The sequence below is a fragment of the Pseudomonas sp. H3_E04 genome (assembly GCF_054668915.1).
In genome coordinates, this window is the sequence record NZ_CP162797.1 from 363,694 (window position 1) to 376,190 (window position 12,497).

The window sequence follows — 12,497 nt, forward strand, 5'->3', positions numbered from 1 at the left end:
GTGAGGGTGAGGCTGGGGTGAAGCATGAACCGCGCAGCGTTTACAGGAAGATGAACTTGGCGATAAAGATCGCGCAGAGCACCCACAGGCTGACGGAGATTTCCTTGTACTTGCCGGTGCCGGCCTTCAGCGCCACATAGGTGATGAAGCCCAGCGCGATGCCGTCGGCGACGGAGAAGGTCAGCGGCATCATGATCGCCGTGACAATTGCCGGAATCGCATCGGTCGCTTCGTCCCATTCGATGTGGGCCATGCCGCCCATCATCAGCATCGCTACGTAGATTAGTGCGCCAGCCGTGGCATAAGCGGGAATCATGCCAGCCAGTGGGGCGAAAAACATCGCCGCTATAAATAGCACACCCACGGTGACGGCGGTAAGACCAGTCCGACCACCAGCGGCCACGCCAGCGGCACTTTCCACGTAGCTGGTAACCGGTGGCACGCCGACCACGGCACCGAATACGCTGGATGCGCTGTCAGCCTTCATTGCTCGGGAAAGGTTTTCGATGCGCCCGTCAGCCGCCACGAGGTTGGCGCGCTGGGCGACGCCCATCAGTGTGCCGGCCGTGTCGAACATGTGCACGAACAGGAAGGCCAGCACCACGCTGATCATGCTGACGTTGAACACGCCAGCGACGTTCATTGCCATCCAGGTCGGCGCCAGGCTCGGCGGCGCGGACATGATGCCCTCGTAGTGCACCAGGTCCAGGCCCCAGCCGGCGAGAGTGACGGTGATGATGCTGATGAGGATTGCACCGAACACGCGGTGGTAACTGAGGATGGCAATCATCAGAAAGCAGATCGCTGCGAGCAGCGGGCCGGGTTCGCGAAGGGAACCGAGCTTGATCAGCGTTGCCGGGCTGTCGACAACGATGCCTGCCGTCTTCAGACCGATCAGGCCGAGGAACAGACCAACACCGGCGCCCATCGCAAAACGCAGGCTGACCGGAATGCTGTTGAGCAGCCACTCGCGAATCCGCGAAAAGGTCAGGAACATGAACAGCACACCCGAGACAAACACCGCGCCGAGCGCGGTTTCCCAGTTGTAGCCCATGGTGCCGACCACGGTGTAGGTGAAGAAGGCGTTGAGGCCCATACCCGGTGCCAGGCCGACCGGCCAGTTGGCGTACAGCCCCATCAACAGGCAGCCCAATGCGGCGGCGATACAGGTGGCAACGAAGGCTGCACCGTGATCGATGCCGGCATCGGCCATGATGTTAGGGTTGACGAAGATGATGTAAGCCATGGTGATGAAGGTTGTCAGACCGGCAATCAGCTCGGTCTTCACCGTGGTGCCATGCAAGCTGAGTTTGAACAGACGCTCCAGCAGGCCATTGCGTAATGGCGGCGTGAGCTCGAGCGGCGGTGCTTCGGATTTGCGGCTTTCCACAGCGAGTACTCCTCAAGAGTTTTATTGTTATTTCCAGGGCCGGACCCATGAGGGGTGGCAGCGGCCCTTTGAGGCATACGCGAATTTGTTGACCGTGTAGTCAGGAACTCGCACGCAGTGGATTATGCTTTTGTGTACAAATAAAGCAAATATTGTTTTTTGTTTTGTCGGCGATTTTTTTGCTGATAGGGATATATGGCTATCAAGCCATTCGCGAGCAGGCTCGCTCCCACCTTTGTAATGCGTTCCCATGTGGGAGCGAGCCTGCTCGCGAAAGTGCCTGTTGATTCACTCAAGAATTGTCAGACTGCCACCCAAGGCCAGGTTCACCGCCAGCCAGCCATTCACCGCCGCTTCCCCGGCCTCGGCAAACACCCGCTCAAGCAATTTCACCTGCTCGCGGCGCAACGCTTGCTCAAACTTCGCACCTTCCGCCGTCAGCTCCAGCAAGCGCTTACGCTTGTCGGTCTGCGAAGCGACGCTGTCGACCAGATGCATCTCCTGCAACTGGCGCAGCGGCATGTTCAGCGCCTGTTTGCTCACGCCAAGCAGGGCCAGCAACTCTTTCACGCTGAGGTTCGGATAGCGCGCGATGAAAAACACGATGCGCTGGTGCACCCGCGACAGGCCGCGACGCTCAAGCATTTCATCAGCCTTGGCCGTGAACGCCTGGTAGCCGAAGAAAAACGCTTCCATGGCCTGTTGCTGACTGGAGGGGTTTTTAAGGTCAAGCATGTTGACGTACTCGCTCAAGCTGTCGTAGTTTCAGTCAACCAGTTTGACTCATTTTTCGCCTCCCTCGCTACGGTGACCTCCATGGCTTTTTCCGAACGTGTCTCGCGCCTGAAAAGTTCTTTGATCCGAGAAATCCTCGCTGCGGCCCAGCGTCCGGAGGTGATGTCGTTCGCCGGCGGCTTGCCCGCTGAGGCGATGTTGCCAAAAGTGGAGTGGGCCGAAATGCCGCTGTCCCTGGGCCAGTACGGAATGAGCGAAGGCGAGCCGGCCTTGCGCGAAGCCTTGGCGGCAGAGGCGAGGGCGCTTGGCCTGGAATGCGAGGCGAGTCAGGTGCTGGTGGTCAGCGGTTCCCAGCAAACCCTGGATCTGGCGGCCAAGCTGTACATCGACAAGGGCACGGAAATTTTGCTTGAAGCGCCAACCTATCTGGCTGCGCTGCAAATCTTCCAGCTGTTCGGCGCCGATTGCCTGACCGTGCCGCAGGAAGCCGACGGCCCCAACCTGGCGCAACTGCGCAACCGTCTGGAACAGCACCGCCCGGCGTTTATCTATCTCATTCCGACATTCCAGAATCCATCCGCCGTGCGCTATAGCGAGGCCAAGCGCGCAGCGGTCGCCGCGTTGCTTGATGAATTCGGCGTCACCCTGATCGAAGACGAGCCGTACCGCGAGCTGACCTTCGATGGCGGCAGCGCCAAGCCGATTGCCGGGCGTCTGCAGAAGGCGAGCTGGATCTACACCGGCACCGTCTCGAAAACCTTGTTGCCCGGTTTACGCGTCGGTTACTTGATCGCTAGCCCGGACCTCTTCGCGCATCTGCTCAAACTCAAGCAATCGGCCGATCTGCACACCAATCGCATCGGCCAGTGGCAGGCGCTGCAATGGATCGGCTCGCAGAGGTATCAACAGCATTTAAGCGATCTGCGTGAGTTCTATCGGCAGCGGCGCGATGCATTTCAGTTGGCGCTGGAAAGCCACTTTGCCGATCTGGCTGAGTGGAACATGCCCCAGGGCGGGCTGTTCTTCTGGCTGACGTTGAAGCAGCCGCTGGATACGCGGACTTTGCTCAACGAGGCGTTGGCCAATGATGTGGCGTTCATGCCGGGTGAGCCGTTTTTCCCTGAGCCGGACAAGCATCACGGGCATTTGCGCTTGAACTTCAGCCACATTGATCCAGCGCGCCTGGATGAAGGGCTCAAGCGATTGGCGGCGGTGGTGCGCCAGGCGCAGCTAGAGAAAGCGGCCTGAAAACAATAAACCGGCTCGAGGGCCGGTTTATTTTTGTCTGGGATTTGCGGTGGCTGAGAGGGCCCCTTCGCGAGCAGGCTTGCTCCCACAGCGCAAATGCATTCCAAAGGGTGGGAGCGAGCCTGCTCGCGAAGGCGTCAATCAACTCACCACATAACCATCAGACCGCCGCAAATCGCTTATCCAGATAATCAATAATCACCTTGGACTCATACATCCAGGTTGTCTGGCCATTCTCTTCGATACGCAGGCAAGGCACTTTGATCCGGCCGCCCTGTTCCAGCAACGTCTGGCGATCCTGCTCATTATTCTTCGCGTCTTTCAGCGCCACCGGCACATTCAGGCGATGCAGGGCGCGGCGGGTTTTCACGCAGAACGGGCAGGCGTGGAATTGATACAGCGTCAGATCTTTTGCGGCAGCGTCGACTTGCGCCTGAGCAGCGGCGGGGCGTTTCTTCTTGCCCGGACGAGTGATGAAGTCGATGAAGATAACCAGTTGGCCGAGGCCGACACGAAGCGCTTTGACGAACACGTTGAAAGCCTCACGGTACGAATGAAGAAAGGCGCGCAGCTTACCCGATTTTTCACGGGCGAAAAAAAACCGGCGATCAACGCCGGCTGTTTTCTGTTGCGAATTACTTGATGAGGCTGAGGAATTCGCTACGGGTTGCCGCGTTTTCGCGGAACTCACCGAGCATCACCGAAGTGATCATCGAAGAGTTCTGCTTTTCGACACCGCGCATCATCATGCACATGTGCTTGGCTTCGATCACCACGGCTACGCCCAGCGCGCCGGTGACTTGCATCACTGCATCGGCGATCTGGCGGCTGAGGTTTTCCTGGATCTGCAGGCGACGGGCGTACATATCGACGATCCGCGCCACTTTCGACAAGCCGAGCACCTTACCGCTCGGGATATAGGCGACATGCGCCTTGCCAATGAACGGCAGCAGGTGGTGTTCGCACAACGAATACAGCTCGATGTCCTTGACCAGCACCATTTCGCTGTTGTCGGAGCTGAACAGGGCACCGTTGGTGACCTCTTCGAGCGTCTGTGCATAACCGCGGCAGAGGTACTGCATGGCTTTGGCGGCACGCTTTGGCGTGTCGAGCAGGCCCTCGCGGGACACGTCCTCGCCCAATTGGCCGAGAATCGCGGTGTAATTCTGTTCCAGGGACATGAAACTACCTGTGGGGATTTTCGCAAAGGGCAAGGGTACGGTGGCGGACACAACCCTGCAAGTTCGGTGTGACGGCTTTATTCGTCGCGACCTTCCATCATCGTCCGTTTCAGCATCACATAAACCGCGCCGGCGCCGCCGTGGCGGGCCTGGCAGGAGCAGAATCCGAGCACTTGTGCGTGCTGGCGCAGCCAGGTGTTGACGTGGCTTTTGATCATTGGGCGCTTGCCATCCAGGCGCACAGCCTTGCCGTGTGTCACGCGCACGCAGCGGATTTCGAATTTGGTCGCTTCGGCGAGAAAGGCCCAAAGCGTCTCCCGGGCCTGTTCCACGCTCATGCCGTGCAAGTCGAGGCTGCCTTCAAACGGGATCTGCCCGACCTTGAGCTTGCGCATCTGGCTTTCCTGCACGCCATCGCGGGACCACATCAGCTCGTCTTCCGGGCCGACATCTATCACGAACTGGTCGGACAGGCCGTCAATGATGGTGGTGTCGCTGCGTACGGTAGCGGACTGACGCAGCTTGGCGATCTGCGCGCGGTCAGCCTTGGGTTTGCCGGTGTCGGCGCGGTCGTGCTTGATCGGCTTGACGCCTTGGATCGCACTTTTGAACAGAGAAAAATCGTCGTCTTGCATGTCAGCCTCCGCGAAGGGCGGCCAGTTTACCCAAGTCGACAGAAAACGGCCCGGCAAAAAGCCAGGCCATCGGGTCAGTCGTGTTTTTTCATCAGATGCGGGGACATGTTCAGTTCCCGCGATTGCCGCGCGCGACGGCGGCAGCGGCGCCACAGGGCAACGCCGAAGTACAGAAACAGCAAACCGACGGCGAGCATGATTGCCGAGCCCAGCGGTGATGCGTTCAGGTCACCCAGCGCCGGCGGGCGGCCGAGCAGGCTGGCGGCGCCGGCCATCGCCAGCAGCACGCCGAACGTCGCCAGAATGGCCGAGATCGCCGCGCCAAATCGAAAACGCCAGTTGCTTTGGCCTTTGGGCCGCAAACGGCGTGCGTCAAATCCATCGGATAACTTCATTCCGACCTTCCTCAATGGTATCGGCCCTTCGACCGGGAGTTGACCGGGTTGTTCCTGAGGCTATGGCATTTGCGGCAAATCAGCGGATATAGCGGATGAGCGGCGCCAACGCACCGCTCACAAGGGCAGGATCAGATCAGGTCCTGAGTCTTTGCCAGTGTGGCGAAGTTGTCAGCCATGATTGCCATTTCCGCTTCCTGCACGCGTTCGGCGCTGAGCACGCCGCCCTTGAACGGCAGATCGCGGGTCGCGCAGGCGTCTTCGACCAGGGTGCAGCGGAAACCGAGATTTTTCGCCGCGCGCACGGTGGTGCTGACGCTGGAGTGACTCATGAAACCGCAAACGATCAGGTCCAGCGAGCCGAGATTCTGCAGACGCTCGAGCAGCTCAGTGCCATGGAATGCGCTCGGCAGCAATTTGCCGATAATGGTTTCATCGCCTTGCGGTTCCAGACCGGGGATGAATTCGCCCCGTTCGCCCTGCGGGTCGAACAGGCCGCCAACGGTGCCGAGATGACGCACGTGCACGATCGGCCGACCGGCGGCACGGGCTGCGGCAACCACTTGTTTGATGTTCGCGACGGCCGCGTCCATGCCGCTCAGGGCGAGCGGGCCGCTGAGGTATTCCTTCTGGGCATCGATGATGACCACGGTGGCATGGCTCAGTGTGGCCGCTGCGTAACCGCGACCGCTGAGTTGAAACATCGTTTTTGGAACGGACATTCTGGGGCTCCTCGGGGTGGGGCTTTTGCGACATTGTCCTCTGGCTGAGCGGTTCTGTGAATCGCTACCATCGTAGGCGCCGTCGTTCTTGGCCTGCAGCCTTGTCAAGTTACACGTTCCGTTCAATGCCTGATGCAAAAAAAAGAAATCTCCTACCGTTGCAGCGCGGTTTTTCCTGCGTCGTCGTCGGGCGTTTTGGCTGTTAGAATCGCCAGTCGTTTTTTTTGGAGCTCTACGCCGTGATCACTTCCCGACTTCGTACCCTGCGCGACCATATCCGTTGGGCCGTCAGCCGCTTCCATGGGGAGGATCTGTTTTTCGGCCATGGCACCGACAACGCCTGGGACGAGGCGCGTCAATTGGTACTGGGCGCTCTGCACCTGCCGTGGGAAATCGCCGACAGCTATCTTGATTGCGCGCTGGAAGATGACGAACTGGTCAACCTGCAGCGACTGCTCAAGCGCCGCATCGAAGATCGCGTTCCCACCGCCTACCTGCTCGGTGAAGCGTGGTTCTGCGGCATGTCGTTCATTGTCGACCCGCGCGTACTGATCCCGCGTTCACCGATCGGTGAGCTGATCGAAAACCGCTTCGCACCGTGGATCGGCAACGAACCGGCGCGAATTCTCGATCTGTGCACCGGCTCGGGTTGCATCGGTATTGCCTGTGCTTACGAGTTTCAGAATGCCGAGGTAGTGCTCGCGGACCTGTCGTTCGAAGCGCTGGAAGTGGCCAATCAGAACATCGAGCGTCATGGTGTCGATGAGCGCGTCTACACGGTGCAGGGTGATGGCTTCGAGGGCTTGCCGGGTCAGCGTTTCGATCTGATCGTGTCGAACCCGCCCTACGTCGACGCGGAAGATTTCGCCGACATGCCGGACGAATATCAGCACGAGCCGGAGCTCGGCCTCGCCTGCGGAGATGATGGTCTGAATCTGGTCCGGCGCATGCTCGCCGAAGCGGCGGATCATCTGACCGAGAAGGGTTTGTTGATTGTCGAAGTGGGCAACAGCCAGGTGCACGTTGAAGCGTTGTACCCGGAAGTCGATTTCGCCTGGCTGGAATTCCAGCGCGGCGGGCATGGCGTGTTCATGCTGACCGCCGAGCAGTGCCGCGCGCATCAGGCACTTTTCGCCTCACGCGTCTGACGTTTTCAGGGACGCAGAGCGTCCCGGGCTGCATTCCCACGCAGAGCGTGGGAACGATCGGATCGCAGCCTTCGGCGGCTCCTGCAGGATGTCCATCATTCCAGTGTAGGAGCTGCCGAAGGCTGCGATCTTTTGATCTACCGGTGCGTAGCAATCCAGATCAACAACCCCGCCTGAAACACCGCAAACGCCACCAGGCACGTAATGGTGAAGCGCAAACCGGCGTCTTCACGCTTGAACTTGCTGACTTTCTCCTCCTGCTTTTTCAGCTTCACTTCCTGTTCAGCCAGATTCTGCTCGGCTTGCTGCAGCATCTGTGCGGCTTCAAGAATTTCGACGACCTGCAGCTTTTCGCTGTTCCAGTCACCCAACAGATCACCGACCTGCACCGCCTTGATGCTGCCTTTCAAATGCTGGGCATCGGCGTAAGCCACATCGAAACCGTGCACGCGCAGGAAATGGTCGCGGCGCAAGCGAGTGTCTTCGTTGAGCGCGTCCTTGTTGTTCAAGTCCATGCCGTCGACGGTGTAGCCGGGCCAGCGCTTTTTCGCCCAGTTGATGCCTTGCGCGGCCATGAAGCGGCCGATACCGCGATTCAGCGGTTCGATCTGCAAGCCGCTGTCGGGACCGAAACTCACACGTTTGCTCGCGTGGTCGACCCACACATCAAGATGATTCTGCTCTTTGCGCACACGCTGGTTTGGCAGTTTGATCGCCATGCGCATGAGGCTGCGCTCTTTGCTGTTGCGCTCGGCGTAACCGAATTCGACAAAGCGCAACGGCCGGCCGCCGGTGTTGCGGTCGGTCTGCAGCGGCGCCAGGCGGAGCATCTTGTGGTGCTCGGCCTGAACGTCCGCCCACGGCAATTCGACCGCTGGCGGTGCGTCTTTTTCAGCGCTGGTGTCGGGTGTAGTCTGGGTTTCAGTCATAACGGCGAGATCCTGTCCAAGCCCTGCTTGCCGCCAGACGTTGCGCTGGCGACAAAGGCTTATCGGCCGTTTTCTGTGAGGCTGGAGGGTAAAACGCAGTTAACTTGCACGAATTCCGTCAATAAATTCGATGACAGCGGCGCCGAGTTCGGCGGCCAGGGGCAAATTCGGGTCCTTGTAGGAGGCCAATTGCCGCTTCATGTCGTTATGCACGATGCGCAGCACATGGTTCATGCCTTCGATCACCGTCAGTTGCGCGTCTGGTTTCGCCGCCTTGAGCAGCTTCGCGTCCTCGGTGCCGACCTGAATGTCGTTGCTGCCTTGAACGATAAGTGCCGGCATTTTCAGCTGGGCAAAAGCTTGCGCCGGGTCCTGACGGAACAGCGAAATCAGGTACGGCTGCACGCTTGGGCGGAAGATCACCTGCAACGGTTGCGGCACGTTGTCATCGATATGCCCGGCCTTGAGGCTGTCGAGCAGTTCGTTGCTGCGCAGCATCAGTGGCGGCGGCAAGCTGCGCGCCAGCTGTTCGCGGATCACCTGATCGACCGGTCGCGCGCTGCCGGACAGCGAGATCACCGCCGCTGCGTCCAGCTTCGGCGCAGCGAGGCTGGCAATCAGCGCGCCTTCGCTGTGGCCGAGCAGGATCAGTTTGCCGAAACGCGGGTCGGCCTTGAGCTTCTGCCCCCACGCCACCGCGTCCGCTGCATAGCCTTCCACTGAAAGATCACGTTCATCGGGAGCGGCCGCCAGGCTCGCCGCAACACCGCGCTTGTCGTAACGCACGCTGGCGATGTTGTGTTTGGCCAGTACCCAGGCCAAGCGCTTGAGACTGTCATTGCGCCCGCCGTCGGGGTTGTTTCCGTCGCGATCTGTAGGACCCGAGCCAGAAATGATCAGAACAATCGGCACCGGGCTGTCGGACTTGGGCAGCAACAACGAGCCGAAAAGTTCGCCGTTGCCGGTGTCCAGAGTGACCGGGCGTTGTAGGACTGTCGCCTGGGCAAAGCCTGTAAAGAGGGTAAGACTCAAGATCAAAACTCGCAGCATCATCACGCCATCATTGGTCAAGGTGCCGGTTGGACTCGCCAGCACCGCTAAGGTTCGAGGATGAACTACTCGGTTAGCCTGCGTATACTGGCGCGCATCAAGAATTCGGGTTTGATTTCACGGAGCGTCCTGCATGTCCGGCAATACCTACGGCAAGTTGTTCACTGTCACCACCGCTGGCGAAAGCCATGGTCCGGCGTTGGTCGCCATTGTCGACGGCTGCCCGCCGGGCCTGGAGATTTCCCTGGAAGATCTGCAGCGCGACCTCGATCGCCGCAAGCCTGGCACCAGTCGCCACACCACTCAGCGCCAGGAAGCCGATGAAGTCGAAATCCTCTCCGGCGTGTTCGAGGGGCGCACCACCGGTTGCGCGATCGGCCTGTTGATTCGCAACACCGACCAGAAGTCCAAGGACTACTCGGCGATCAAGGACCTGTTCCGCCCGGCCCACGCCGACTACACCTACCACCACAAATATGGCGAGCGCGATTATCGCGGCGGTGGCCGCAGCTCGGCTCGGGAAACCGCGATGCGCGTGGCGGCCGGGGCGATCGCGAAGAAATACCTTGCGGGTCAGGGCATCGTCATTCGTGGCTACATGAGCCAGCTCGGGCCGATCGAAATTCCGTTCAAGACCTGGGATTCGGTCGAAGAAAACGCTTTCTTCAGCCCTGACCCGGACAAGGTCCCTGAGCTGGAAGCCTACATGGACCAGTTGCGCCGCGATCAGGACTCGGTCGGGGCGAAGATCACCGTGGTCGCCGAAGGCGTGATGCCGGGTCTTGGCGAGCCGATCTTCGATCGCCTCGACGCCGAACTGGCCCACGCGCTGATGAGCATCAACGCGGTCAAAGGTGTCGAGATCGGCGCCGGTTTCGCCTGTGTCGCCCAGCGCGGCACCGAACACCGCGATGAACTGACGCCGGAGGGTTTTCTCAGCAACAACGCCGGCGGCATCCTCGGCGGCATCTCGTCCGGCCAGCCAATCGTTGCGCATCTGGCATTGAAACCGACGTCGAGCATCACCACCCCGGGCCGCTCGATCGACGTGAATGGCAACCCGGTCGATGTGATCACCAAGGGTCGTCACGACCCATGCGTCGGCATCCGCGCGACGCCGATCGCCGAAGCGATGATGGCCATCGTGCTGATGGATCACCTGCTGCGCCACCGTGGGCAGAACGCCGACGTGCGCGTGAGCACGCCGGTGCTGGGCCAGCTCTGATGGCTGCGCTCAAAGCCGTCGCGGCATAATCGGCGTGGCGGCGCTTCCTTACTGGCGGCTGTCCAGTTTCTATCTGTTCTATTTCGCCTTGCTCGGTTCGACAGCGCCGTTTCTGGCGCTGTACTTCGATCACCTCGGCTTCAGTGCCGCGCGCATCGGCGAGCTGGTGGCGATTCCGATGCTGATGCGCTGCGTGGCGCCGAACATCTGGGGCTGGCTCGGCGATTACACCGGCAGGCGTCTGGCCATCGTGCGCTTTGGCGCGGTGTGCACGTTGCTGACCTTTTCGCTGATCTTCGTCAGCCAGACCTACGCCTGGCTGGCGATGGTCATGGCCCTGCATGCGTTCTTCTGGCATGCGGTACTGCCGCAGTTCGAAGTCATCACCCTCGCGCATTTGCAGGGGCAAACCTCGCGCTACAGCCAGATTCGCCTGTGGGGTTCGATCGGTTTCATCATCACCGTGGTGGTGCTGGGGCGGCTGTTCGAATGGCTCAGTCTGGACATTTATCCGGCGGCGCTGGTGCTGATCATGGCCGGCATCGTCCTCAGCAGCCTGTGGGTGCCGAATGCACAGCCGGCGCAAGGCAATCGGCCGACGGGTGAGGGCTTTCTCAAGCAATTGCGTCATCCCGGCGTGCTGGCGTTTTATGCTTGCGTCGCGCTGATGCAGGTCAGCCACGGGCCGTATTACACCTTTCTGACTTTGCACCTTGAACGCCTCGGTTACAGCCGTGGCGTCATCGGCATGCTCTGGGCCGTGGGTGTGGTGGCGGAAGTGCTGATGTTCATGGCCATGAGCCGCATTCTGGCGCGCTTTTCCCTGCGCCGGGTGCTGCTGGCGAGCTTCCTGCTGGCGGCGTTGCGTTGGGTGCTGCTCGGTTCGTTTGCGGAGTTTCTCTGGGTGTTGTTGTTTGCCCAGGTGTTGCATGCAGCGACATTCGGCAGCTTTCACGCGGCTGCCATCGCGTTCGTGCAACGTAGTTTCGGCGCCCGCCAGCAAGGTCAGGGCCAGGCGCTGTATGCGGCACTGGCCGGCACCGGCGGGGCGCTCGGCGCGCTGTATTCCGGTTACAGCTGGAATGCCCTCGGCGCGACATTGACCTTTAGTATTGCCAGTCTCGCAGCGCTTGCCGCTGCCGTTATCATTGCCACATGTATGCAAGAGGACAGGCCATGAGCCTTAGCCGTGAACAGCTCGCCCAGCAGATCGTCGACGCCGGGCGTTTTCTATATGGCCGGGGCTGGTCGCCAGCCACCAGCAGCAACTATTCGACACGCCTGTCACCGAGCGAAGCGCTGTTGACCGTATCGGGTAAGCACAAAGGCCAGTTGAGCGTGGATGATGTGCTCGCCACCGATTTGTCCGGCAATAGCCTGGAACCGGGCAAGAAACCTTCCGCCGAAACCTTGTTGCACACCCAGCTCTATAGCTGGCGCGCGGAAATCGGCGCCGTGCTGCACACCCACTCGGTGAACGCCACGGTGCTGTCGCGCCTCACTTCGCAAGACTTCATCGAGTTTGAAGACTACGAACTGCAAAAAGCCTTCAGCGGCATTTCCACCCACGAATCGCGGGTGCGCGTGCCAATTTTCGACAACGATCAGGACATTGCACGCCTCGCCGCCAAGGTGCAGCCTTGGCTCGACGCCCATCCCGATTGCGTCGGTTATCTGATTCGCGGCCATGGCCTCTACACTTGGGGCGCGCAGATGAGCGACGCGCTGCGGCAGATCGAGGCTTTTGAATTCCTGTTTGAATGCGAGCTGACAACCCGCAGCGTCATGAACCGCCAAGGCTGAGTTCACCCGAAACAGCCCGTATGCCTGATGCCATGC

14 protein-coding genes are annotated in these 12,497 nt (G+C 60.2%); 5 read left to right on the top strand and 9 right to left on the bottom strand.

Annotation, left to right across the window (positions count from 1 at the left end):
• Positions 1-40: 40 nt before the first annotated feature.
• Both AB4N53_RS01690 and AB4N53_RS01695 read right to left on the bottom strand, forming a co-directional pair.
• Positions 41-1,390 carry an NCS2 family permease gene (locus tag AB4N53_RS01690; protein ID WP_039763812.1) on the bottom strand — a complete coding sequence of 450 codons (1,350 nt, stop codon included), beginning with the start codon at positions 1,388-1,390 and terminating at the stop codon, positions 41-43.
• A gap of 288 nt (positions 1,391-1,678) precedes the next feature.
• The gene (locus tag AB4N53_RS01695) at positions 1,679-2,125 is read right to left on the bottom strand and encodes a MarR family winged helix-turn-helix transcriptional regulator (RefSeq protein WP_434768249.1); all 447 of its coding nucleotides are present in this window, start codon (positions 2,123-2,125) and stop codon (positions 1,679-1,681) included.
• A gap of 81 nt (positions 2,126-2,206) precedes the next feature.
• Between AB4N53_RS01695 and AB4N53_RS01700 the strand changes: the two genes are divergently transcribed.
• Entirely contained in the window at positions 2,207-3,373 is a 1,167-nt protein-coding gene (locus tag AB4N53_RS01700; RefSeq protein ID WP_460117674.1) for an aminotransferase-like domain-containing protein, read from the top strand.
• Positions 3,374-3,533: 160 nt separating this feature from the next.
• On the opposite strand, the gene AB4N53_RS01705 is transcribed toward AB4N53_RS01700, so the two are convergent.
• The 5 genes from AB4N53_RS01705 to AB4N53_RS01725 all read right to left on the bottom strand — a co-directional run bounded on the left by AB4N53_RS01705 (position 3,534) and on the right by AB4N53_RS01725 (position 6,306).
• Entirely contained in the window at positions 3,534-3,905 is a 372-nt protein-coding gene (locus tag AB4N53_RS01705; RefSeq protein ID WP_071171524.1) for a glutathione S-transferase N-terminal domain-containing protein, read from the bottom strand.
• Between the two features lie 103 nt (positions 3,906-4,008).
• Entirely contained in the window at positions 4,009-4,554 is a 546-nt protein-coding gene (folE, locus tag AB4N53_RS01710; RefSeq protein ID WP_016773769.1) for a GTP cyclohydrolase I FolE, read from the bottom strand.
• A 77-nt stretch (positions 4,555-4,631) separates the two neighbouring features.
• Entirely contained in the window at positions 4,632-5,189 is a 558-nt protein-coding gene (locus tag AB4N53_RS01715) for a Smr/MutS family protein (RefSeq protein ID WP_460117677.1), read from the bottom strand.
• Between the two features lie 74 nt (positions 5,190-5,263).
• A complete protein-coding gene (locus AB4N53_RS01720) occupies positions 5,264-5,584 on the bottom strand; it encodes a hypothetical protein (protein WP_016773771.1) in 321 nt (106 codons plus the stop codon).
• A gap of 131 nt (positions 5,585-5,715) precedes the next feature.
• Entirely contained in the window at positions 5,716-6,306 is a 591-nt protein-coding gene (locus tag AB4N53_RS01725) for a cysteine hydrolase family protein (RefSeq protein WP_016773772.1), read from the bottom strand.
• 239 nt (positions 6,307-6,545) lie between these two features.
• On the opposite strand from AB4N53_RS01725, the gene prmB reads away from it, so the two are divergent.
• Positions 6,546-7,454, top strand: a complete 909-nt coding sequence (gene prmB, locus AB4N53_RS01730; RefSeq protein ID WP_434768252.1) for a 50S ribosomal protein L3 N(5)-glutamine methyltransferase — start codon at positions 6,546-6,548, stop codon at positions 7,452-7,454.
• A 137-nt stretch (positions 7,455-7,591) separates the two neighbouring features.
• Here prmB and AB4N53_RS01735 read toward each other — a convergent pair whose 3' ends face one another.
• Positions 7,592-8,383 carry a hypothetical protein gene (locus AB4N53_RS01735; protein ID WP_460117680.1) on the bottom strand — a complete coding sequence of 264 codons (792 nt, stop codon included), beginning with the start codon at positions 8,381-8,383 and terminating at the stop codon, positions 7,592-7,594.
• A 99-nt stretch (positions 8,384-8,482) separates the two neighbouring features.
• Positions 8,483-9,436 (bottom strand): alpha/beta hydrolase, encoded by a 954-nt coding sequence (locus AB4N53_RS01740; protein ID WP_460117682.1) that lies wholly within the window; start codon positions 9,434-9,436, stop codon positions 8,483-8,485.
• A 130-nt stretch (positions 9,437-9,566) separates the two neighbouring features.
• Between AB4N53_RS01740 and aroC the strand changes: the two genes are divergently transcribed.
• The 3 genes from aroC to AB4N53_RS01755 are packed head-to-tail and all read left to right on the top strand — an operon-like array spanning position 9,567 to position 12,461.
• Complete coding sequence (gene aroC / locus AB4N53_RS01745) at positions 9,567-10,658, top strand: chorismate synthase (protein ID WP_460117684.1); 1,092 nt, start codon at positions 9,567-9,569, stop codon at positions 10,656-10,658.
• A 34-nt stretch (positions 10,659-10,692) separates the two neighbouring features.
• On the top strand, positions 10,693-11,838 hold the full coding sequence (locus tag AB4N53_RS01750; RefSeq protein ID WP_024012224.1) for an MFS transporter: 1,146 nt from the start codon (positions 10,693-10,695) through the stop codon (positions 11,836-11,838).
• Complete coding sequence (locus tag AB4N53_RS01755) at positions 11,835-12,461, top strand: methylthioribulose 1-phosphate dehydratase (protein WP_460117686.1); 627 nt, start codon at positions 11,835-11,837, stop codon at positions 12,459-12,461. Before AB4N53_RS01750 ends, AB4N53_RS01755 begins: the two co-directional genes overlap by 4 nt.
• Positions 12,462-12,497: the final 36 nt, after the last annotated feature.